The sequence below is a fragment of the Sorangium sp. So ce204 genome (genome assembly GCF_051526795.1).
Lineage (GTDB): Bacteria > Myxococcota_A > Polyangia > Polyangiales > Polyangiaceae > Sorangium > Sorangium cellulosum_B.
In genome coordinates, this window is the sequence record NZ_CP150317.1 from 8,185,046 (window position 1) to 8,206,932 (window position 21,887).

The following is a 21,887-nucleotide window of genomic DNA, read 5'->3' on the forward strand; positions in this document are numbered from 1 at the left end:
TCGCTTTTCCAGGAGAGTGAACAAATCTGGTTTCCATCTTCGGACCCATGCGCGCAACGTGGCTGGATCTCGCGCTCACGGGACAACCGCAGCACGCCAAGGCGCTGCCCGGCAGCCGCGCAGCCGGGCAGCCAGGCAAACAACGCAAAAGCAAACTCGACTTAGAAAAGAGTCTTGACTTTGCCCTCCTGTTTGTGTGAAGATGCCAATCGTCCCTTGACGATCCGGACCGCTCTCGGCCGGGGGCCGCAGTCGGTTGCAGGATCGTACAGGGGCCTACTCCGGGTGAATCTGCCGGGGCTACTTGCTTCTTGCAGCTACGCGTTCGAGTTGTTCTTGCTTTTTCCGAGTTGATGCCCGGCCCCGTCACACGGGGTGTTTGCATGTGAGCATCTGTCCGACAAACATCGTGATTGCCAGGCATGTGGTCGGCGCAGGCCCGCGGGCGCATCCGTGATCTCCGGATCACGAGCACGTTGGCCGGAAATGTTGAACTTTAACCAAGGGCTCGGAGGGCTCGCGTCTGTCTCGATGGTTCATCCATCCATCTCGAGCAGAGGCCCGCGACTCCGCCGGACCGATCATGGAGAATCTTAAATGCGCATCGTTCCCTTACTTGGCTACCTATCCGCTTCGATCGCGTGCGGCCTGCTGGCGTGCAGCGTCGAGAACATCGTCGACGAGGACATCGAGGCTCAGGAGGGCGCGCTGGACAGCGCGGACCGCTCGATGTCGGCGAGCGTCGCCGTCACCTCGGACTGGGGAAGCGGCTACTGCGCGAACGTGACGGTGAAGAACAACTCCCGCAGCCAGGCGACCACCGGCTGGAACGTCGTCGTCGCGCTCAACGGCTCGACGAAGCCCACCCCGTGGAACGTGAAGTTCACGGAGTCGAACGGCCAGTTCAGCGCCACGAACGTGGATTTCAACGGCGCGGTCGGCCTTGGCTCCTCGACGCAGTGGGGCTTCTGCGCGAACGGCAGCGGGCGGCCCACGATCGCCTCGGTCACCGGCTCCGGCGGCACGATCACCGGCTCGAACTCGGCCTCATCGTCGAGCAGCAGCTCCAGCTCGTCTAGCAGCTCCAGCTCGTCCAGCAGCTCGAGCGCGTCGAGCAGCAGCTCGGGCGGGGGAGGTGCCGGCGGCTCCGGCGGGTCGGGCGGCTCCGGCGGGTCGGGCGGCTCCGGCGGCGGCGGCAGCACGTGCACGTCGCCCAACCAGCAGGTCTGCGCCAATCAGACGGGCACCCACTGCGGCTACACCTTCGAGTACTGGAAGGACAACGGGAACGGATGCCAGACCAACACGGCGAATGGCTTCAACGTCGAGTGGAACAACATCAACAACCTGCTGGGCCGTAAAGGCCTGAGGCCCGGGTCGAAGAACCAGGTCGTGACCTACTCGGCCGACTACCGGCCGAACGGCAACTCGTACCTGGGCGTCTACGGGTGGACGAAGGGCCCGCTCATCGAGTATTACATCATCGACAGCTGGGGCACCTGGCGTCCGCCGGGCGGCCAGGGGTTCATGGGCACCGTCACCAGCGACGGAGGCACCTATGACATCTATCGGACCGAGCGGGTCAACCAGCCGTCCATCGAAGGCACCAAGACCTTCTATCAGTTCTGGAGCGTCCGGCAGCAGAAGCGCACGAGCGGGACCATCAGCGTCGCCAACCACTTCAACGCCTGGGATCGCCTGGGGATGAAGCTCGGGAACCTGTACGAGGTCTCGATGGTCGTGGAGGGCTATCAGAGCAGCGGGAGCGCCAGCGTGAACGTGTCGATGAAGTGAGCGCTCGGCCTTGAGCATCGCAGGATGAACGCGCGCGGGATGGCCATCCCGCGCGCCACGCGCCCGGGCTTCTTCAGCCCCGGGCACGACTCCCCACCCATCTGACAGACACGCGGCGCACGCTCGAGCAGCGCGCGGGCGCGCTCGGCGCTCCCACCTCGGAGCCGGCCCTTCGCCGCTCTGATCCCGCCGCTCCCCGCGGCGTCGCAGCTCCGCCACGGCATCGCCATGCATCTGCGGCGAGAGGGGCATCGCCCGCGCACGCCCCGGTCCTTGCCTCCCCGGCAAAGGCCTGCCGCTCGCCGGCAACGCTTTCGCGAAGGCCTTCGGGGCGAGGTTCAGGTTCCTTCCGGCCATTCTCGCAGGTATGGTCACGCCGGACGTCCTGGCTGCCCTCGTCGTTGACCGCCCGCCACGACGACCGCACCCTCCGGGTCAGCCTGACCTCGGCGAAGCAGACCATCGCCCGCACCGAGACCTCGATCCCCGAAGGGCAGACCTCATGCCGCCAACCCGACCCCCCCTGGTTGATCCCACCCCGCGCCTCGGTCCCCCGGCCTCGTCAGCCCTCCAGGCGAGCTTCCGGCCCGGCCAGCTCATCCGCCACGGGAGCTTCCGATGAGAGAACACGCAGCAGTCCGGACGACGACGCCTCTCGCGACGGTCATGGCCGCGGCGCTCGCCCTCGTGTGCTGGAGCGCGGCATGCAACGCGATCTCCGGGGTCGACGATCTCGACTTCTCGGGCTCCGCCGGCGCGACGGGCGGCGGCGCTGGCGGCACCGGCGGCGGTTCGGCCGGCGGTGACGCGGGCGGCGGCGGCATGGGCGGCGCTGGCGGTACCGGCGGCGCTGGCGGTACCGGCGGCGCTGGCGGCATCGGCGGCGCTGGCGGCATGGGCGGCGCTGGCGGCATCGGCGGCGCTGGCGGCATGGGCGGCGCTGGCGGCATGGGCGGCGCGGGCAGCGACATCGCTTACGACATCGCCTGTGGGAACGGCAACGTGGCTGTCGGCGTCCACGGCCGGAGCGGCGGCTCGCTCGATCAAATCGGCCTGATCTGCGCGCCGCTCGCCAGCGACGGCACCTTGGGCACAGCCTTCCAGACCGTGACCGCCGGCGGCAACGGCGGATCGCCGGCCAGCGTGATCTGCCCTGCGGGCCAGGTCATGGTCGGGATGAACATCTGGGTCGACACCCTGGTTTACCGGATCGAGCCGCTGTGCCAGACGATCGAAGCGTGGAAGGTGAGCAACGTCGACGTGAATGTCCCCGGTGGCATGGGCAACGTCCACAGCACAGCTTACGTGGTCAAGGCCGCGGTCGGGGCCGTGGTCGTTCAGATGCACGGCGACGCCGATCATCTGGTGCGCTCCGTGCACCTGAGGTCCCGCATGCTGTGACGGGCCGCGGCGCCTTGCGGGGCCGTGCCGCGCTCGACGAGGCAGCGCGCCCCCGCCGCGGCCCTGCTCCGCGCATCCACGTCGCCGGAACCGCTGCCAGAAGTTTACGGCCTCTCTGGACCCGGAAGAACGCCTCCCGAGGTGCGGTGAATTCTGCTAGAGCTGTGAGCCACGTCGGGCGCTGGTCGCGCCCCGGCGCAGCAGCAGTTCCTTAAAGATCACCAGCGGACGTGCCGCGCTGCGGCAGCGCGCAGCCCCGGCGAACGGCCGCTCACCCTTCGGGCATCAACATGACTTTCCATCGCGAAATCGCACGCTTCACGTGGGTTGGGATCTCCTGTCTGGCCCTGTACGCCGCGGCAGCGGGCTGCTCAGGCAGCGCAATCGACGCCTCGGAAACCGGGGGCGCGGGCGGCAGCGGCGCGGGGACCGGCGGCGCCTCGAGCGTGAGTTCGGGCGCGGGCAGCCCCGTCGCCGGCAGCAGCAGCAGCGGCACCAGCACCACCAGCAACGGCAGCACCAGCAACGGCAGCACCACCAGCAACGGCAGCACCACCAGCAGCACCAGCAGCGGCGGCGGCGGCGACGCCAGCAGCAGCACCAGCACCACGAGCACCGGGACGCCCGAGACGAGCGCAACGTCGAGCACCGGCAGCGGGACGCCGACCGGCGGGTGCCCGGCGAGCGCTACGTTCTGCGCCGACTTCGAGGGCGAAGGGCTGCCCGCGGGCGCGACCTACCGCCCGTCGTACCAGGCGCAAGATGCGCTGAAGAACATGGCGATCGACTCCTCGGTGTTCTACGCCGGCACGCGCGCGCTGCGCGTGAACCCCGGCGGCAGCGGCTACGACTGGAGGATGCTCTCCGTCCCGGCGCCCGGGCCGACATTCTGGGTCCGCCTCTACGTGCGCAGCAGCGTCGATATCGGCCAGTCCGGGCACAACAGCTACTTCCAGGCCATGACGGGCAGCGGCGAGCCGAACGAGGGCCACAACATGGAGGTCTCCGAGCAGTACTGCCAGATCGTGCTGAACCACCACGACGAGGTCGTCCTGTCCACGGGCGGCCAGACCCAGTGCGGGAGCGGCGGAGTGAAGCTCCCGAAGGACCAGTGGCACTGCATGGAGGCCTACTTCGACGGGGCCAAGGGCGACGTCCAGGTCTATGCCGACGGCGCCAAGATCATCGACAAGGCCGGCTGGAAGATGCTCGACTACAAGTCGTTCAGCTTCGGCTACCTCGGCTTCCACGGCCCGGCGCGGACGATGTGGTATGACGATGTGGCGGTCGCGCCGGAGCGGATCGGCTGCGCCCCCTGACACGGCCGAGCGCCGGCGCGTGGGTTGCGCCGGCGCGATGACCTGACCGCCATCGCGCGCGCCGCGCGGCCTCCTTCCTGCGCCTCCCCTGAACACGCGCCGGCCCCCACTCCGGGCACGGCCCCGCCGGCGGAGCGGCCCCGGGCACGCTTGCTCCCTGGCTCCGCCGGCGCCATAGCCGGGGTGGCGAGCGCTCGGCGGACGCGCGCGAGCGCGCGCCGCGGTGACGATGCAAGGACGACGCGACCGCGATCCCGGCACGAAGGTAGATGTGATGCCGTACCTGGTTTTCCGGAATTTCCCCGACAATACGCCCATCCCCGATGACTGCTATAGCTGCGACGGCGCGCCGGACTGGGCAGCGTTGCTGGAGTGGATATGCCCCGATCTCTCGCGCGACGAGGCGGAGCGGCTCGCCGTCATCGGCGAGGCGAGCGGGAGCCGGCCCGACGTCGCGGGCCTGAAGCGGCTCATCGAGGAGCACCTGAAGCCGTAGGCGCGCGATCGCGATGACGAGCGCACGGACGATCATCGATCCGCGTCGCCACACGTGGTGCGACACCCCGGTGGACGACATCGGCCTGCTTGTCGACGCCGACGAGTATTACCCCGAGTTCTACCGGGTCGCGTCCAGGGCGCGGCGGTACCTGCTCCTCGCCGGCTGGCAGTTCGACAGCGACGTCGCCTTGCTCCGGGGCGGGAGGGAGGAGCAGGTGTCGAGCCCGATCACGCTGCTCAAGTTCCTGAACCACCTCTGCGAGCAGAGCCCCGATCTCCAGATCTTCATCCTCGCGTGGGACTTCCACCTCGTGTTCGCGCTCGAGCGCGAGTGGCTCCAGCAGCTCGTCTTCGAGTGGACGAACCATCGCCTGCGCTTCCTCTTCGACGCCACCCACGTCGAGCGCGCCTCGCACCACCAGAAGTTCGTGGTGGTGGACGGCGAGCTCTCGTTCCTCGGCGGCCTCGACCTCTGCGATCACCGCTGGGACGACCGCAGCCACGCGAACAAGAACCCGCTCCGCGTCAGCCGAGGAGAGCCGCACAAGCCGTTTCACGACGTGCAGGCGTACCTGCGCGGCCGCGCGGTGGCGCGGGCGCTGACCGAGATCTTCACGGATCGCTGGCGGCGCGCGGGCGGCGCGGACATGACGCTGCCGGACCTCGACGAGGCCGATCCGACGTTCCCCGACTACCGGCCCGAGGGCGGCATCCCGCTCGCGGCGGCGCGCGTCACGCTGAGCCGCACCGATCCGCACGGCGCGCCCACCGGCGCCCCGCACCGCACGGAGATACGCGACCTCTTCCTCGACGCCATCGACGCCGCGGAGCGCTTCATCTACATCGAGACCCAGTACTTCAGCTCTCACGTCATCGCCGAGGGGCTCGCGCGGCGGATGCGCGCGGAGGGCCGGCCGCTCCTCGACGTGGTGCTCGTGCTCAACATGGAGGCCGAGACGATGAAGGAGCAGATCGCCGTCGGCCTCTCCCAGGCCAAGGTGCTCGGCGGGCTGCGCGACGTGGCGGCCGAGACAGGCCATCGCCTCGGCGTCTACTACACCCTGCCGGCGTGCGGCGAGGACGAGACCGCCGAGCGCGCCACGTACATCCACTCGAAGGTGATGATCGTCGACGACCGCTTCCTCACCGTGGGCTCCGCCAACCTGACGAACCGCAGCCTCTCGATCGACACGGAGATCAACGCCTCGGTCGAGACCGACGACCCCGACGACGCGCTGGGCCGCTCGATCCGCGCGGCGCGCGCGTCGCTCATCGGCGAGCACCTGGGGGACGCCGACTTCGATCGGGTGGACGACCTCGTCGCCAGCCTCGACGGGCTGGCGAGCCCGGCGACCGGGCCGCGCACGCCCGGGAGCTCGTGCCGGCTCCGGCTCCACCCCTCGCCCACGGCGGACGAGCGCGCCCTGCTCGCGGTGATCGACCCGCAGCAGCTGCCGTTCGACCCCGCCGCGGTCGAGGACATCGACCAGCGCCAGGGCTCGCTCTTCGTGGGCGGGCTGGGCGCGCTCTGGCGGCACCTGTTCACCAGCCGGGACCCCGCGAAGTAGCCGCGCGCGAGGCGCTCCGGGCGAGCGCGCCCGGGAGGCGCCGGCGCGGTGGGACGCGCGGTCGCCGGGACCGGCGGCCTTCCTGGACCCCGAGGCAGGGCGCGCCCCTTCCGGCCGAGAGGGGCGCATGGTAGGCTGTGCCGCGGAATTGCGAACGGTTTCTTCAGGTTGTCTCTCAAAGTTGAAGCGTTGACGCCACGAGGAGTATGCAAGAGGCAGAGATCAAGATCGGGGGCATTTCGGTCCGCGACCTCGCGGAGCACTACGGAACACCGCTCTATGCCTACGATGCCGAGCGCATCCGGGAGAACTTCCGTCGACTCACGCGGGCGCTGCGCGGCAACTACCCGGAGGTGTCCGTCTTCTATGCCATCAAGGCGTGCAACAACCTGGAGATAGCGAAGCTCCTGGTCGACGAGGGCTCGGGCGTGGACGCCGCGAGCCCGAACGAGATCCGCCTGGCGCAGGCGCTCGGGCTGTCGGGCGAGCGGATCATCTACACGGGCAACAGCCTCTCGGACGAGGACCTGGCCGCGGGGCTGCGCGCCGGGGTGAACTTCAACGTGGATGATCACGGCATCCTGAAGCGCCTGTTCTCGCTCGGGAAGCCGCGCTGCATGTCGTTCCGGATCAACCCGAGCGGCGAGGACATCGCGACCCCGGATCTGAAGCCGTTCGCGGGCCCGTCCGCGAAGTTCGGGATCCACCCGCGCCACGTGGAGGAGGCCTATCGCACCGCGCTCGAGAACGGGGTCGAGCGGCTCGGGGTGCACATGATGCCTCACTCGCAGGCGCACAAGCCGGAGAACTTCGCGCACGTCACGGGCAAGCTGCTCGACCTGATCGGCCCGGTGGCCCGGAAGCTCGGCTTCGACCTCGCCTTCGTGGACATCGGCGGCGGGCTCGGCATCCCCTACCGGCGGGAGCAGCCGCCGCTCGACGTGGAGGCCGTCGCCCGCGGGATCGCCGCGATGGTCCGGAAGAAGTGCGCGGAGCACGGCCTGAAGGAGCCGCGCCTCGTCATGGAACCGGGGCGCTACTTCGTCGGGGACGCGGGCTACGTGCTCGGGCGGGTGATCTCGATCAAGCAGGGATACAAGACGATCATCGGCACGGACATCTCGATGAACACGATGGCGCGCCCGGTGATGTACGGCGCTTACCACGAGGTCCGGATCAACGGCCGCCGCGGCCAGACGGCCCCGATGGCGATGACGGGCCAGGTCTGTGAGAACACGGACATGTGGATCCCGGAGCGCGAGTTCCCCGCGGACGTCGCCGAGGGGGACGTTGTCGTCCTGATGGACGCGGGCGCGTATGGCCACGTGATGAGCTACGACTACAACGGCCGGCTGCGGCCGGCCGAGGTGCTCATCGACGGCGGGAAGAGCCGGCTGATCCGGCGGCGCGACACGTTCGAGGACATGGTCTCGCGGATGTGCCTGTCCGACGAGATCAAGGAGCGCCTGCGCGCGGCGGGAGAACAGCCGAGCTCGCCCGGCTGCGGGTGAGCTGAACATCCCTGGAGCGCACGAGTCTGCGCTCCATTCCATCACACCTGAGCTTCACCGCGAGACCGCTACAGGGACGCTCGCCGCCCGCACCACCTTCCCATCGAACGCGACCGCCAGCGCGAGGACCGGCGACGCCCCCGCCGCCCGCAGCTCCGCCGTGTAGTCGTTCCGCCGGATCTGCTCGATCCCCTCGTCGAGCGCCTGCTCCAGCGCCTTGCCCGCTCGCGCCACCTTCAGCTCGAGCACCACGCCCGGCCTCCCCGGCTGCGCCGGCCGGATGATCACGTCCGGCCGCCCGCGCCCCGACTCGCGGTTCGAGCGCACCTGGTACTCCGGCTCCAGCGCCGCGAGGAGCCCCAGCACGAAGCCCTGGATCACCTGCTCTGGATCGGGACGGCCCGTGTCGTGATACGACAGCACGTCGGTCGCGAACGCTTGGAGCTGCGCCTCGAAGCGCGCCGCGTCGCCCGCGAGGAGGGCGTCGAGGAGCCGGTCGAGCCCCCCGCTCTGCCGCTCGAGGCGCGCGCCGAGCCATCGCCGGAACGTTGTCGTGTACACGCCCCGGACCTCGCGGTTCGGGATCGAGAGCAGGTGCGAAGGCTGCTCCATCGGTCCGCGCGAGCGCTTCTCGGCCCTGAGGTACCCCGTGAAGACGAGGAGGCTCCACAGCACCTCGTCGCTCCGGTCGAGCTCCCCGAGCGGCACGCTCTCGTCGAGCACGCGCTCGACGCTGCCGCCGTCGAGCAGCGTCGCGAACGCCGGCTCGAGCGCGAGCGCGCGCCGCTCGAGCTGCTCGCGCACCAGATCGTTCGAGCTCGTGTTCACCCAGTAAGGCTGGGGCGCGCCGTCCTCGCGTGAGAGGAAGTTCAGGACGCTCCACGGGTTGTAGACGACGGTGTCGCCGAAGAGGTACCCGTTGTACCAGGCGCGCAGGGACGGGAGCCGCTCGGGCCGGCCGAACCTCGCGAGGAGCGACTCGACCTCCGGCTCGGTGAACCCGAAGCAGGTGTCGAACTCCGGCGCGAGCAGCGAGTAGACAGCCACGTTGTTGAGACCTGAAAAGATGCTCTCCCGGGCCACGCGCAGGACGCCCGTGAGCACCGCCTTGAACAGGTGCGGATTGCCCTTGAGGCCCTCGGTGAGGAACGCACGGAAGAAGCCGATGACCTGCGCGGCGTAGCCGTGGAGATATCCGGCGTGGAGAGGCTCGTCATACTCGTCGAGGAGGATGACCACGCGCTCACCGTGGGAGCGGTGGAGATAGCTCGACAGATCGAGCAGCGCTGTCTCGTACACGATCCTGCCGGCCGTGCCGTCGAGGACTTCGCGGTACCGCCGGGCCTCCCGCTCGCTCAGCGCGCCGCTGGCGAGCAGGTCACGGTGCTCGTCGAAGAGGCGCGCGATCCTGTCCTGCACGCCCTCCCAGAACGCATCGAAGCTCTCGGCCTTCACGCCCTTGAAGGTCAGGTGGAGCACCGGATAGCGCTGGAAGTGCGCGCGGTACTGCTCGCCGGCCTGCCAGATCCGAAGATCACGGAACAGCGGGGAGAGATCCTGTGCGCGCCGCTCGAAGAAACAGCGCAGCATCGATAGGTTGAGCGTCTTGCCGAAGCGCCGCGGGCGCGGGAGCAGGACGACCTCGGTGCCCGGCCTGTCGACGAGCTCCTGGATCAGGTGCGACTTGTCGACATATTCGAGCCCCAGCTCGCGGAGCCGGCGGAAGTCGTCGATGCCGATGGGGACCTGGATGCTCATGGTGCCTCGGGCGGGGCGGCGTGCCCTCTCGGACGCTACTCCGCCGCCCGTCAGCGGCAAGGGCTCCGAGCGGCCTGCGCACGCAGCCAGGCGTCCTGCTCCTCCGCAGAGCCCGCCGGCGAAGCGACGGAGCCGCGGGTCACCGCGTCCAGGTCAGCAGCAGCGCGAAGATGGTGAGATCGGCGGCGACGTGCGCCACGTACGGCGCGAGCAGGCCGCCCGCGCGGCGCCGGAGCACGCCGAGCATCACGGCGTAGATGGCCGCCAGGCCGACGCCGACGGTCCCGCTCGGGAAGCCGCTCAGGTGGAGGAGCCCGAAGGCGGCCGCCTGGACGAGCACCGCGGTCCAGCCGGAGGTCGTCACGGCGTCCAGCGATCCGAGGAACACCAGGCGAAAGACCGCCTCCTCGAGGAGCGCGTTGAAGAGCGCGAACCCCAGGCCGCCGAGGAGCAACAGCGGCAGCGAGACGGGCGGCAGCAGGGCCCGCATCTGCGACAGATCGGGCCGCATCAGCTGGACCCAGAGCACGAGCGCGAGCGCGGAGACGAGGACGATCGCCGCGATCCAGCCGAGGACCACGGGCCCGAACGCCCCGCGCCGCAGCGGCGGCATCGACGACCGCAGCGCCGGCACGGCGCGCGCGAGCAGCGCGAACACGACGAGCGGCGCGGCCAGGGAGAGCGGCCAGGGCGCGGCGAGCCCCACCGCGACGGGCGCGAGCGTGAGCACCGCCAGGAGAGGCGCGTGGAGCGCCGTCCGGTCCGGCGCACGCGCCACGGCGAGCAGGGAGGCGAGCGCGACGCCGAAGCAGGCCAGGCCGAGGGCGCGATCCGCCGCGGCAGACGGGTACGCGGCGTAGGCGAGCGTCGCGGCAGAGACAGCGCAGAGCCCCGGCCAGCCAAGGCGGGGCGCCCCCACCCGCCCGGTGGCCTCGCCGACCGGCGTGGCGCCGGTCGGCGCTGCGCCAGACGGCTCGATCTGCTTCACCTGTCCGAGCCGCTCCAGAAGTTGAGCTTTCACTCGGATATAGTCGAGCTTTTGCTCAGTTTGTCAAATACGCTCGGCGCATGGCCATGAAGCGCAAGAAGCCGCCGTCGACCGCACCCCGCCGGGTGCCGCTGCAGGCGAGGAGCCAGCGGCGCAAGGAGCGGATCCTTGACTCGACGGCGGCGCTGCTCGCGTCGCGCGGGCTCGACGCGGTCACCACGAACGCCATCGCGGCGCGGGCGCGGACGTCCATCGGCTCGGTCTACGAGTTCTTCCCGAACAAGGAGGCCGTGCTCCACGCCCTGACGGGGCGTTACCTGGAGCGGCTGCGGACGCGGACCGAGGCGGCGCTCGCGGAGGCGCCGACGGGCTCGTGGCGGGAGCTCACCGAGCGCTGGATCGACGCGCTCGCGGCGTTCTACCGGACGGAGCCTGGCTACCGAGAGCTATGGTTTGGCGTGCAGCTGTCCGGCGCGCTGCTCTCGACGGCGGCGGCGTGGGGGGACGAGTTCTCGGCGCGGGTCGAGGCGATCCTCACGCCGCTGACGCCGGCGCTCGCGCCCGCCGGGCGGCGCATCGTCGCGCAGAGCACGCTGTACATGGCCTCGACGCTGCTCGCCCTCGCCGCACAGCAGGACGAGCAGCAGGGCGCGCTCTACGTCGAGGAGGCGAAGAAGGCGGTCTGCCGCTACCTCGCGCCGTACATCGAGCCGGCGGTCCGGACAGGGGAGAGCGCGTGACGCGGTGAGGCGGGTTCACGGATTATCGGGGTCCCAGCGCGCGCCTGCATAGTACGAGGGGTCACACTCTCCGAATCCCCCCAAATTCTATTCGCTCACGCACTCTCCCGGCACTGCGTCTGCTCAACATCATTCGATAGCCCAGTCACTTCTTCAACGCGGTTCCACCTAGTGCGAATTGAGCTTCAGGCGAACAAAGGCCGACCACCAGATCCGATCTCTGGCTGGGCGATTTCCGACTCATTCGTAGTCGAAGACGGGGCCTGAGTAGCCGCCAACAAAAGGCGCCAAGAAGTCACTCGGCCACACGACGTACTGCGGCCAATCGAGCTTACTGGTGAGCTTGGAAACGACGTGCGATCTGCTGCAATCTCTGGCCGCGTTGAGAAAGGCGCCCAGGATGTCTCCAGTTCCTTCGACGCCATGCACCGCGGGCACCGTGACCGCGACTTCGTCATCCACTGGCGAGACCACAATGTGAATGATATGCTTGTGCAACGCACGCGTACTGTCAAGAAAGTCAGCCAGATTCATCCTTCCGGCGCTCATCGGATGACAGATCAAACGATAGATAACGCCTACCGCTGAACCGGCGGTGTACCTCTCGTGCGTCAGGAGCCTCAGGCTCGCATGAAACATTGGTCTTCCCCGGTATGGCGGCGGCGCATAGAGCCAATCGAGATCTGGCCGATTGAGCTCGATTCCGTAGCCCACTCGGCTCCACTTCGCTGATAGGTACTCTGTCACAGGATCGTCTATCGGACCTCGTGGAACCTTGCCCGTTGTGTACCTTGAACAGAAGCGCTGGAGTCCAGGATCCCATTCCTGGAGAAATAGCTTCAGGCGGGATTCATCCTGTGCCTGCGGTTCGCGGAACTGCACTACACGATCCCGGACGGTTCCAATCTCCTCCATCTTCACCTCGGTGTTTCGCCTTGGTGGGAAGTATGGCGAAAAGAGAGGCCAATTGCTCGGGCCCAGGATGACTCTGGCTAGGTCGTGAAAAGAGAGAGAAGAGAGCGCCCAGAGATCTGATGCGGCCACGTGAGAAACGCCGGCCTCGCCCGCTTGTGGTTGGGGTGGCCACTCCTGAACATGTGGCTTCAGCAACTCGCCCCATTCTAGTCTTGCCGCACGCAATTCGACGTACACAAGCGTGCGAAGCCACACTTCGAGCTGCCAGCTCAGCCGATAGAGACGGAGTGCGGCCGATGGAACAACCTCGTAGCGCCAGTTCTCATCGTCAACCGCCGTGGATCCTGGCGCTTCGCCGGCCTCAGACCCCGAATCGTTGTGGCGCGGCCTCTCGGGAGCGCGCGGAATCTCTTGAGCAAGCGACGCTGCCGGTACGCTATGTGGGATCGAACTGGTGTGAGACTTGGAGGCGACAGGGGCTTGGACCAGAACAATGCTACTCGGAATTACACCGGATTTGGTGGCGAGCTTGGGCGCATCTGGCTCAGGAAGACCAGCCAACATGATGGCAACGCGACCCTGATCAAATGCATTGTCAATGGACTCACCAAATGCCAGTCCTCGGTAGAATGATGCAGCAAAGGCGATCGCAGTCCTGTCATCAACCGAGCTACTCATGCCGATACACACATCAATACAGTCCGTAATGGCCTTCGCCTGAGCCTCCGAATAGCATGAGCTCAGAAGCACAACACGGACATTACCTTTGAGCGCTTGAAAGAGCGCCCTCAGAGCTGCAGTAGACACCAACTGGGCTTGACCGCTGTCACCGACCAAGAAGATCCTGCCAGTTCGCAGGGTCATGGGGCCACCTGACGGCGTTTTTCGCAGGGTCATGGGGCCACCCCAATCGCAGGAGGATGGGGCCACCCGCGCGGGGGCGTGACCCAGTTTTTCGCAGGGTCATGGGGCCAGCTTTCGAGGTTTTTCGCAGCCTCATGGGGCCAGCTCGGGACGCCGCGGTCGGGATCTGAGACGGGCTCCTTCCGACGACGGCGCGGGTCGCCGTCGGAAGGAGCCCGATGCCCTACCGAGAGCTGATCATGGTTGACATCAAGGAAATGCTCCGCCGTCGTGCGGCGGGGCAGAGCGCGCGTCAGGTGGCGCGCGAGACGGGGTTCGATCGCAAGACGGTCGGCAGGTACTTCGAGGCCGCGGCGACGCTGCCACTGCCGCTCGACCGCGAGCCGACGGACGAGGAGGTCCATGCGATCGCCCAACGCGTGCAGGCGCGCCCGGTGCCCGACGCGAGCGACGAGAGGAAGCAGATCGACGCGCATCGCGTGCGTATCGAGGCCTGGCTCGCTCAATCTCGCCCGCTGAAGCTGCGGAAAATCCACACGCTGCTCCAGCGCGACCACGGCGTCACGGCGAGCTACGACACGCTCTGGCGCTTCGCCAAGGAGGAGCTCGCGTGGCGCAAGAAGACGCCGACGGTTCGTGTCGCGGATACCGAGCCCGGCGAGGTCGCGCAGGTCGACTTCGGCCTCATGGGCAGGCTGTTCGATCCTGCGACGCAGCGAGTTCGCAACCTGTGGGTGCTCGTGGTGACGCTCGCGTACAGCCGCTACCAGTTCGTGTGGCCGTCGTTCGAGCAGACCACCGTGGCGGTGTGCGCGGGCCTGGATGCGGCGTGGCGCTTCTTCGATGCGATGGCGCGCGTGATCATTCCGGACAACATGAAAGCCATCGTGCTGCGCGCCGACGAGGTCGCCCCCGTGCTCGCGCCGGCCTTCCTCGACTACGCTCAGACGCGCGGGCTGTTCGTGGATGCCGCGCGTGTCAGGTCGCCGAGAGACAAGGCACGTGTCGAGAATCAGGTCGCCTACGTGCGGGAGAGCTGGTTCGACGGCGAATCGTTCACGAGCCTCGACGACGCGCGCGCGTCGGCTGAGCGGTGGTGCCGCGACGTCGCCGGCGCGCGCGTCCACGGCACGACGCGCGAGGTACCGCGCGAGGTGTTCGAGGCGCGCGAGAGGAGCGCCATGAAGCCGGCGCCGGCAGCGCCGTTCGACGTGCCGCACTGGACCGACGCGAAGGTCCACCCCGATCATCACGTGCAGGTGCTCCGGTCGCTCTACAGCGTGCCCACCCGCCACGTCGGCAGCACGGTGCGCGTCCGCGCCGACAGCGCGTCGGTGAGGATCTACGCCGGCACGGAGCTCGTGAAAGTGCACGCGCGCGTCGCGCCGGGCAAGCGTTCCACCGATCCGAGCGACTACCCCATGGGCAAGGACGTCGCGGCGGTGCGCGACGTCGCCTCGCTCATCGCGAGCGCGAAGAAGTGCGGAGTGCACGTCGGCGTCTACGCTGAGCGACTGCTCGCGGTGCCATTGCCCTGGACGCGCATGCGGCTGGTCTACGCGCTGCTGCGTCTGTGCAAGAAGTTCGGTAACGGGCGTGTCGAGGCGATCTGCCAGAGCGCGCTCGCGTTTGATGTCGTCGACGTGCAGCGCGTGGCGCGCATGCTCGAGACGGCGAAGACGCCGGCGTCACCGTCCACGGGTCAGCGCACGGTCGTTGCGCTGCCCACGCCGCGGTTCGCGCGCAGCACGGAGCACTTCGCGACGCGCATGCCGGCGGCTGCCGCGACCAAGGAGGACTCGTGATGAGCGCGAGCGAAGTCGACCCTGCGCTCATCACGGCGCTCAAGCGCCTTCGTCTCGGCCGGATCGCGGCGACGCTGCGCGAGCGTCTCCTGGTCGCCGAGAAGCAGTCGATGGGACACGAGGAGCTGTTGCTCATGCTGCTCACCGACGAGATCGCGCGTCGCGAGGCCAGCGCGACGGAGAGCCGCGTACGCGACGCCGGGCTCGACCCGGCCATGCGCCTGGAGCTCTGGGACAAGACCGCGAAGGTCAGCTTCGACAAGCGTCTGCTCGGCGGGTTCACGAGCCTACGCTTCCTCGAAGAGCACAAGCACATCGTCATCCTCGGCTCTGTCGGCGTGGGCAAGACCTACCTCGCGAACGCGCTCGGACACCTCGCGTGCCAGCACGGCTACAGCGTACGCTTCTTGCGCGCGGACGCGATGCTGCGCAGGCTGCGCCAGAGCAGACTCGACAACTCACGCGACGCCGAGATGGTCGCGCTCACGACCGTCGACCTGCTCATCCTCGACGACTTCGCGCTCGAGGCGATGAACAAGGAAGAGAGCCGCGACGTGTACCAGCTCTTCCTCGAACGTACAGGCAACGCTTCGATGATCGTCACGAGCAATCGCGACACGGCCGAGTGGCTCGCGATGTTCGACGACGTACTGCTCGCGCAGAGCGCCGTCGATCGGTTCAAGAACGCGGCGTTCGACTTCATCATCGACGGCGAGTCGTACAGACCGCGGCTCAAGCCGAAGCTCGACGAGAGCACCACGGCCGCGCCGGTGCCCGCGCGCAGCAAGCCGCCAACCCACCCACGCGGCAGGCGGCGATGACCGCTGCGGCCTCGGCGAGGACGTCGAGCCCGGGGCCGCGCCTCTGACCCCTCGCTCCGATCGGCGTGCCTCGCCCACCCTCGTCGACGGGAGCGCGGGTGTCGCTGGGGGCGGGGTGAACCTGCCTGCTCCTGAGCGTCGCGGACCCTGCCGGGATCTGCCGGGGGCCTGGGTGGCCCCATGACCCTGCGAAAAGAGAGACGTCGCCGGTCGCTGCGCGCCCGGCTCCGGGGACCTCGACACGCTTCGCGGTCTCGGGCATGGTCGAGACCGATCACGGCGTCTCCCCCCTGGCCCCATGACCCTGCGACGGGGTGGCCCCATGATCCTGCGACGTGGCAGATCCCTCCGGAGCCACCATGACCGCTGAAGTGAACGATGTGCGGTCGGTGAACGTTCAGAAGTTGAAGCAAGTCGTCTGGCCTTGTCGCCATGCCAGGCACTAGCTCAATCGAATCGCGATACTCCGCTAGACGCACCTTCTCAGCAATTGATCGGGCCTCCTCGTCCAGGGCAAGTTTGGTCGTGCCGGAGGGGTTTGCCGCAAGCAGCAGAACTTTGAGCGTTTTCATCGTGGAGTGCCTATCGTAAGAGCTTTCGTGTTCATCTCAACCCGCCCAACGCGCAAAGCATGGCCCGACCGAACTCGTTCGCCCGGGCCATGCCGAGTTCCCCGAAGGGCATCCCCGTCCAGCTCTGCTGGCGCTGGTCTGCCTACAGCGCCGCCAGCCTGTCGCCCCCCTGCCCCTTGAGCAGCCAGCATGTGGACGATACTACAGGGGTCTGTGGCGTAAGGCCGATCTTCGCGTCTGGCGAGCGCGGTCGAGGAAGGTTCGCCTGGCGCCGAGGAAGCCTCCGGCGAGGGAAGCCGGTCCCCAGTTCGCACGAGGCCGCGACGCGAGGCTGCCGTCCGGGTTCTCAACCGCATTCCATCGAGAGGGTCCTTCACCCCCCCACCCAGCTGCACGCTGCCGGCGCTAAAGGGGGACCGCTGCGGCAAGGCATGGGTCGATCCCGAGGCGGTTTCTCCACCAAGATCCGTCGGCTCGTCGACGCCCTGGGCTTGCCCCCTCGAGTTCGAACTCACCGAGGGGCAACGCCACAACCCCCAGCCCGCATGCTCATTGAGGGTTCCGCGCCGGGATACCTCATCGCCGATAAGACCTACGACTCGAATTCCATCCGCACCCAAATCGAGGCGGTGGGCTCGGTCGTCGTCATCCCCCCAACTCTGGCCGTATCCCCGTGCTCCCCTACGACCGCCACGGGTACAAGGAGCGCTTCGCCGTCGAGTGCACGTTCAACCTGCTCGAGGGTTTCCGCCGCTTCGCCATGCGCAACAAGAAGGCGCCCTGCAAGCGCGCCGCCTTCGTTGCGCTTGCCGCACCTTCTGCTGGCTACGTGGCTGCGAAGTGAGGGACTGGCCCTGGCTCTCGGCAGGGCGCCCCTTGCACGAAAAATGCGCCCTCAGGCCGCCGAGGCCCTCGGCTTCGCGCCGGCCGCGTGGCGGTTCGCCGGCCGCGCCAGACCGAGGTTCTCCCGCAGCGTGCGGCCCTCGTACTCCGTTCGGAACAACCCGCGTCGCCGCAGCTCCGGGATCACCAGCTCGATGAAGTCGTCCAGCCCGCCCGGGAGCCACGGCGGCATCACGTTGAACCCGTCGGCGCCGCCCTGCGTGAACCACGCCTCCAGCTGATCCGCGATCTGCTCCACCGAGCCCACGATCGTCCAGTGCCCGCGCGCTCCAGCCACCCAGAGGTAGAGCTCACGGATGGACAGGTTGCGCTTGCGCGCGATGTCGAACATCAGCGCTTGCCGGCTCTTGTTGTTGTTGGTCTCGGGCAGCTCGGGGAGCGGCCCGTCCACCGGATACGCGGACAGATCGACCCCGCCCGACAGGCCCGAGAGCAGCGACAGCCCGACCTCCGGCAAGATGAGATCCTGCAGCTCCTGGTACTTCGCCCTGGCCTCCGACTCCGTCCTGGCGACGACGGGGAACACGCCCGGCATGATCTTCAGCTGGTCGGGGTGCCGCCCGTACTTGGCCATCCGGCCTTTGACGTCGGCGTAGAAGGCCTGCGCGTCCTCCAGCGTCTGCTGCGCGGTGAAGATCACCTCGGCGGTCTCGGCCGCGAGCTCCCTGCCCGCCTCCGACGATCCCGCCTGCACGATCACCGGGTGTCCCTGGGGCGGGCGCGGGATGTTGAGCGGCCCTCGAACGGAGAAGAACTTCCCCTTGTGATCGAGCCTGTGCAGCTTCGCCGGATCGTAGTAAGCCCCGGACGCCTTGTCGCGGAGGAAGGCGTCGTCCTCCCAGCTGTCCCAGAGGCCGGTGACCACATCGACGAACTCGCGCGCCCGGACGTAGCGCTGCGCGTGGTCGGGGTGGGCGTCGAGCCCAAAGTTCCCCGCCGCCTCGCCCCCGCCGGTGGTGACCACGTTCCAGCCTGCCCGCCCCTGGCTGATATGGTCCAGCGAGGCGAACTTGCGGGCCAGCAGGTAAGGCTCCTCGTACGTGGTGGACGCGGTGGCGATGAAGCCGATGCGCTCGGTGACGACCGCGAGCGCGGAGAACAAGGTGACCGGCTCGAAGCTGGCCCCATAAGCGGTGCGGCCCTGCGCTCCGGGCCGGTTCTGCAAGGCGAGCCCGTCCGCCAGGAACACGGCGTCGAACTTGGCCCGCTCCGCCGCCTGCGCAATGCGCTTGTAATGCGCGAAGTTGATGCCTCCGTCCGCCTGCGCCTGCGGGTGCCGCCAGGCCGCCACGTGGTGGCCTGCGCCAGGCAAAAAGGCGCCCAAACGGATCTTCCGCTGATTGTCGCTCATGGGGTGTCCTCGGTCTCGGTCCTTCACGTGCGCGCGCGGGCACATCGCCGCGCGACCGCCGCACGCGATCACCGCGCGCTCACCACGCCAGAGCGCAAAGGCCGTGCCCGGCGCCGGAGCCACGGGCGCAGCGGCGGAGATCGAAGCGCCGCCCCTCCCCTGCCCCCGCGACGTGCTGCGAGGGCAGCAGCGGATCACCAGCGCTGCGGAAGCCTTGCTGTCAGGGAAGCACCCGTCCGCGGCAGCTCACCCGTCGATGGGCGGGTGAGCGCGCAGGCGCGATCGTTCCGCTCAGTGATGCGGGTGCGGGTGCGGCCGCGGGTGCGGCCCGTGCGGTCCCCGCCGCGGAACGCTCTCCGGGTCGGCCGGGTCGCTTCCGGCGTCCCGCTCGTCACCGTCGAGAAAGCCATCGCCGTCGCGGTCGACGCCGATGCGCTCGCCCGACCCGAGCGGCACGCAGGTATACGTCAGCTCGCTCCCGCCTCTCGTGGCCAGCCAGCGGAGCTCGCCGTCCCACCGCCGCGGCGAGCGCTCGCGGTCGGCGTCGAAACGGCCATTGCCGGTGTACAGAAAGCCCAGCTCGTCCCCATGGGACCAGCCCTTGACCACGAGATCGCAGTCGCCGGCGTCGGCGCGCGCCATGAGCAGATCGACGCGCGGGCCGGCCACCGCCGCGTTCGACGGCGTGAGCGTGATCTGCTGGCCCACGATGGGCTTCAGGTTCGACTCCAGCGCCAGCATGTACTCCGCCACCTGGCGCTTCAGGAGCTCCCCCTCGGGGTCGACGGGGAAGCCGCCGGGGTTGTCCGGCGTCTGGACGAAATCGGAGAACGCGTTGAAACGGACGAGCGTATCGACGGCGCCGTCGTGGAGGAAGCCAAAGCCGCGGACCTGATCGCCCATGTGCGCGTTGGAGCCGCCGAACGGGAACACGAACGACTCCGCCATGCCGAACATCCCGACCTTCTGGTACTGATTGCGCAGGTGCGGGACCTTGAAGAGCTGGGTCTCGTTGGCGTTGGCCGATCCGCCGTCGCTGCCGAAGAAGCCCGGCGCGAAGTCGTCGGGGTTGGCGTCGGGATCGACGGCGTGGCACCCGATGCACGAGGCGCCGAGGATGCTCGACACGGGCCCCCCGAAGAAGTCGCGCCCCGCGCTCTGATCGGGCGTGAGCGAGTCGTCGAGCGCGCGGATGGGGTTGGGTGGATACGTGACCTGGAGGATGAAGTCCGTGAAATCGTCCATCTCCTCCTCCGAGATCGCCTCGTGTCGCCCGAGCAGATCGACGAACGATGCGCTGAATTTCTTGAACGCCGCCCGCTCGTCGAACACCCCGCTGTCCGGCTGGGACGTGGGCGCATCGTGGCCGCCCGTGCGGTCGCCGCGCCAGTGCATCGGCCCGTGGTTCGCCATGCCGCGCAGGCTCTGGGTCGTCATCGGCCCCTTCATCGGGTGCAAGCTCGTATCCTGGCCGAAGAGATCGGTGCAGAACGGTCCCGGGTTCTCCAGCGCGGTGCCGTCCGGGTTCCCGAGGTCCCACGAGAGGCTGTCGAAGTCGCCGAAGATATGGCAGCTCGCGCAGGACGAGTCGCCGTGGCTCGAGCTCCGCGACGCGTCGTAGAGGACGCGGCGCCCGCGGACGACGCTCGGAGGCTCCGGGTTGTGCATCGGCACGTGCGCGACCTCGCGGCGGGTCCGGGTGTCGATGACCGAGATCGCGTTGTCGAAGCGCGCGAGCACGTAGAGCCGGTGCCTGTCTTCATCGAGGACGAGGCCCGTCGGCCCGCCTCCAGGGACGCGGATCTGGCTCGCGGCGCTGGGCACGAACGTGTCGTTCTCGAGCTTCGCTGTGTCGAAGACGCCGATCTTGTCCGAGCCGAGCGCCGCGACATACAGGGTCGCGCCGTTGCGCGTGACGGCCATCTGCGTCGGTTGCGCCAGGCTCTTCTCGCTCTCGACGTTCGGCACCGGCGCGCAGCAGCTGCTGTAATCGATGTGCTTGTTGAGGTGCCTCGGGGCGACGCCGCCCGGGCCGAGCACGGTGATCCTGCTCTCGTGCAGGTGGCCGCGCACGCTGTGGCCGGCGAAGATGCCCGGCCCCTCGAAGCGCTCTTCGTTCCGGGCGTCGGTGTTGGACACATAGACCTTCCCGTTCACCGGGTTCACGACCATGTTGAACAGGATGGTCCCCACGCCCGTGAAGAAGCCGCCTGGCCCGTCCACCTGGCGCGGCGGGTTGGCGAGCGCGTCGATGACGAAGACGTCCTTGTCGGGCAGCGAGAGGCGCACCGCGTCGTCGAAGGGGCGCCCCAGCTCGTCGACCCAGTGGGCCCCGTCGAACTTGAGAATGAGCCCGACCTCCGGCCGGGGGACTCCCTCGAAGTTGGTGTCGGGCCCGGGCAGTCCGCCCGCGGCCTCGCCGCCGTCCGGCACGAGGCTCTCGTCGATGACGGTCGTGCGGTTGCCCGAGTGGAAGGCGGCGGCGTAGACCCGCTTGCCGTCCGGCGTCACCGCGAGCGCGCGCGGCGTGTCGCTGAAGAGCGTCACGATGGAGAGCGGCGCGCCGCCGAGCGACGTCCCGGGCCGCCTCGCGTCGAACACCCAGACGTCCGCGCGCCCCACGCCGGGCGTCAAGAGCTGCGGATCGAAGGGGGCGTTCTGCCCGCGGTGGGCCGTGGTGATGAAGGCCCGCGAGCGCTGCGGCCCGGCGAACACGATGTCGCGCGGCTCGTCCCCCACGAGCAGCGTGCGGACGACGCGCGCTTTGGCGGGGTCTCGAACATCGACGACGCTCACGCTGTCGGACAGGTGGTTCACCACCCAGGCTTCATCGTCGCCCCGGGCAGCCACGGCGACCGGCTCGAGCCCCACGGGCACAGACGCCTTGAGCTGCAGACGATGGGCTTCGACGCGGAAGATCTCCAGCCGGTTGTCGGGCGTGTTCACCGCGAAGAGCAGCTTGCCGTTCGACGACAGGGCCAGGGGGCGGACCTGGCCCGATTCGAATGTCGTGAACGGCGTGGCGGCCGCCGCGGGGAGAGCGGCGGCGAGGGACATGGCCGTAGCACCTACGCTGACA

At 68.7% G+C, this 21,887-nt stretch carries 17 protein-coding genes; 10 read left to right on the forward strand and 7 right to left on the reverse strand.

Annotated features, from left to right (window positions below; translation table 11 throughout):
• Nucleotides 1-597: 597 nt before the first annotated feature.
• The gene (locus WMF22_RS30305; protein ID WP_438032039.1) at nucleotides 598-1,794 is read left to right on the forward strand and encodes a glycoside hydrolase family 11 protein; all 1,197 of its coding nucleotides are present in this window, start codon (nucleotides 598-600) and stop codon (nucleotides 1,792-1,794) included.
• Here WMF22_RS30305 and WMF22_RS30310 read toward each other — a convergent pair.
• Nucleotides 1,752-2,024, reverse strand: coding sequence for a hypothetical protein (locus WMF22_RS30310; RefSeq protein ID WP_438032040.1), 273 nt, complete (start codon nucleotides 2,022-2,024; stop codon nucleotides 1,752-1,754). The genes WMF22_RS30305 and WMF22_RS30310 overlap by 43 nt on opposite strands.
• 388 nt (nucleotides 2,025-2,412) lie before the next feature.
• On the opposite strand from WMF22_RS30310, the gene WMF22_RS30315 reads away from it, so the two are divergent.
• The gene (locus WMF22_RS30315) at nucleotides 2,413-3,195 is read left to right on the forward strand and encodes a hypothetical protein (protein WP_438032041.1); all 783 of its coding nucleotides are present in this window, start codon (nucleotides 2,413-2,415) and stop codon (nucleotides 3,193-3,195) included.
• A 271-nt stretch (nucleotides 3,196-3,466) separates the two neighbouring features.
• On the opposite strand, the gene WMF22_RS30320 is transcribed toward WMF22_RS30315, so the two are convergent.
• Nucleotides 3,467-3,844 carry a hypothetical protein gene (locus WMF22_RS30320; protein ID WP_438032042.1) on the reverse strand — a complete coding sequence of 126 codons (378 nt, stop codon included), beginning with the start codon at nucleotides 3,842-3,844 and terminating at the stop codon, nucleotides 3,467-3,469.
• A 127-nt stretch (nucleotides 3,845-3,971) separates the two neighbouring features.
• Between WMF22_RS30320 and WMF22_RS30325 the strand changes: the two genes are divergently transcribed.
• From WMF22_RS30325 to lysA, 4 genes are all read left to right on the forward strand, one after another.
• On the forward strand, nucleotides 3,972-4,514 hold the full coding sequence (locus WMF22_RS30325) for a hypothetical protein (RefSeq protein WP_438032043.1): 543 nt from the start codon (nucleotides 3,972-3,974) through the stop codon (nucleotides 4,512-4,514).
• Between the two features lie 274 nt (nucleotides 4,515-4,788).
• Nucleotides 4,789-5,010: a hypothetical protein gene (locus tag WMF22_RS30330; protein ID WP_012238184.1), complete on the forward strand. Its 222-nt coding sequence runs from the start codon at nucleotides 4,789-4,791 to the stop codon at nucleotides 5,008-5,010.
• Nucleotides 5,011-5,023: 13 nt separating this feature from the next.
• Entirely contained in the window at nucleotides 5,024-6,580 is a 1,557-nt protein-coding gene (locus WMF22_RS30335) for a phospholipase D-like domain-containing protein (protein WP_438032044.1), read from the forward strand.
• Between the two features lie 206 nt (nucleotides 6,581-6,786).
• Entirely contained in the window at nucleotides 6,787-8,091 is a 1,305-nt protein-coding gene (gene lysA / locus WMF22_RS30340) for a diaminopimelate decarboxylase (RefSeq protein WP_438032045.1), read from the forward strand.
• 54 nt (nucleotides 8,092-8,145) lie between these two features.
• Here lysA and WMF22_RS30345 read toward each other — a convergent pair whose 3' ends face one another.
• Both WMF22_RS30345 and WMF22_RS30350 read right to left on the reverse strand, forming a co-directional pair.
• The gene (locus tag WMF22_RS30345) at nucleotides 8,146-9,849 is read right to left on the reverse strand and encodes an AAA family ATPase (RefSeq protein ID WP_438032046.1); all 1,704 of its coding nucleotides are present in this window, start codon (nucleotides 9,847-9,849) and stop codon (nucleotides 8,146-8,148) included.
• A 139-nt stretch (nucleotides 9,850-9,988) separates the two neighbouring features.
• Nucleotides 9,989-10,870, reverse strand: a complete 882-nt coding sequence (locus tag WMF22_RS30350; RefSeq protein ID WP_438032047.1) for a CPBP family intramembrane glutamic endopeptidase — start codon at nucleotides 10,868-10,870, stop codon at nucleotides 9,989-9,991.
• Between the two features lie 47 nt (nucleotides 10,871-10,917).
• Here WMF22_RS30350 and WMF22_RS30355 point away from each other — a divergent pair, with 47 nt between their 5' ends.
• Nucleotides 10,918-11,577: a TetR family transcriptional regulator gene (locus WMF22_RS30355; protein ID WP_438032048.1), complete on the forward strand. Its 660-nt coding sequence runs from the start codon at nucleotides 10,918-10,920 to the stop codon at nucleotides 11,575-11,577.
• A 240-nt stretch (nucleotides 11,578-11,817) separates the two neighbouring features.
• Here the strand turns inward: WMF22_RS30355 and WMF22_RS30360 are convergent, their stop codons facing one another.
• Nucleotides 11,818-13,356: a hypothetical protein gene (locus WMF22_RS30360; protein WP_438032049.1), complete on the reverse strand. Its 1,539-nt coding sequence runs from the start codon at nucleotides 13,354-13,356 to the stop codon at nucleotides 11,818-11,820.
• 218 nt (nucleotides 13,357-13,574) lie between these two features.
• Here WMF22_RS30360 and istA point away from each other — a divergent pair, with 218 nt between their 5' ends.
• From istA to WMF22_RS30375, 3 genes are all read left to right on the forward strand, one after another.
• Entirely contained in the window at nucleotides 13,575-15,161 is a 1,587-nt protein-coding gene (gene istA / locus WMF22_RS30365) for an IS21 family transposase (protein WP_438032050.1), read from the forward strand.
• Nucleotides 15,161-15,982 (forward strand): ATP-binding protein, encoded by an 822-nt coding sequence (locus tag WMF22_RS30370; RefSeq protein WP_437296943.1) that lies wholly within the window; start codon nucleotides 15,161-15,163, stop codon nucleotides 15,980-15,982. Before istA ends, WMF22_RS30370 begins: the two co-directional genes overlap by 1 nt.
• Before the next feature lie 1,245 nt (nucleotides 15,983-17,227).
• Nucleotides 17,228-17,398, forward strand: a complete 171-nt coding sequence (locus tag WMF22_RS30375) for a hypothetical protein (RefSeq protein ID WP_437293508.1) — start codon at nucleotides 17,228-17,230, stop codon at nucleotides 17,396-17,398.
• Nucleotides 17,399-17,449: 51 nt separating this feature from the next.
• On the opposite strand, the gene WMF22_RS30380 is transcribed toward WMF22_RS30375, so the two are convergent.
• A complete protein-coding gene (locus WMF22_RS30380) occupies nucleotides 17,450-18,808 on the reverse strand; it encodes an LLM class flavin-dependent oxidoreductase (protein ID WP_438032051.1) in 1,359 nt (452 codons plus the stop codon).
• A gap of 291 nt (nucleotides 18,809-19,099) precedes the next feature.
• Nucleotides 19,100-21,865: a beta-propeller fold lactonase family protein gene (locus WMF22_RS30385; protein ID WP_438032052.1), complete on the reverse strand. Its 2,766-nt coding sequence runs from the start codon at nucleotides 21,863-21,865 to the stop codon at nucleotides 19,100-19,102.
• Between the last annotated feature and the right edge of the window lie 22 nt (nucleotides 21,866-21,887).

Coding starts and splice junctions, on each gene's coding strand:
- WMF22_RS30335 (WP_438032044.1), top strand. CDS start 5,024: ATGACGAGCGCACGGACGATCATCGATCCGCGTCGCCACACGTGGTGC.
- WMF22_RS30385 (WP_438032052.1), bottom strand. CDS start 21,865: ATGTCCCTCGCCGCCGCTCTCCCCGCGGCGGCCGCCACGCCGTTCACG.
- WMF22_RS30305 (WP_438032039.1), top strand. CDS start 598: ATGCGCATCGTTCCCTTACTTGGCTACCTATCCGCTTCGATCGCGTGC.
- WMF22_RS30370 (WP_437296943.1), top strand. CDS start 15,161: ATGAGCGCGAGCGAAGTCGACCCTGCGCTCATCACGGCGCTCAAGCGC.
- lysA (WP_438032045.1), top strand. CDS start 6,787: ATGCAAGAGGCAGAGATCAAGATCGGGGGCATTTCGGTCCGCGACCTC.
- WMF22_RS30345 (WP_438032046.1), bottom strand. CDS start 9,849: ATGAGCATCCAGGTCCCCATCGGCATCGACGACTTCCGCCGGCTCCGC.
- WMF22_RS30380 (WP_438032051.1), bottom strand. CDS start 18,808: ATGAGCGACAATCAGCGGAAGATCCGTTTGGGCGCCTTTTTGCCTGGC.
- WMF22_RS30325 (WP_438032043.1), top strand. CDS start 3,972: ATGGCGATCGACTCCTCGGTGTTCTACGCCGGCACGCGCGCGCTGCGC.
- istA (WP_438032050.1), top strand. CDS start 13,575: ATGCCCTACCGAGAGCTGATCATGGTTGACATCAAGGAAATGCTCCGC.
- WMF22_RS30310 (WP_438032040.1), bottom strand. CDS start 2,024: ATGGCGATGCCGTGGCGGAGCTGCGACGCCGCGGGGAGCGGCGGGATC.
- WMF22_RS30355 (WP_438032048.1), top strand. CDS start 10,918: ATGGCCATGAAGCGCAAGAAGCCGCCGTCGACCGCACCCCGCCGGGTG.
- WMF22_RS30315 (WP_438032041.1), top strand. CDS start 2,413: ATGAGAGAACACGCAGCAGTCCGGACGACGACGCCTCTCGCGACGGTC.
- WMF22_RS30360 (WP_438032049.1), bottom strand. CDS start 13,356: ATGACCCTGCGAACTGGCAGGATCTTCTTGGTCGGTGACAGCGGTCAA.
- WMF22_RS30330 (WP_012238184.1), top strand. CDS start 4,789: ATGCCGTACCTGGTTTTCCGGAATTTCCCCGACAATACGCCCATCCCC.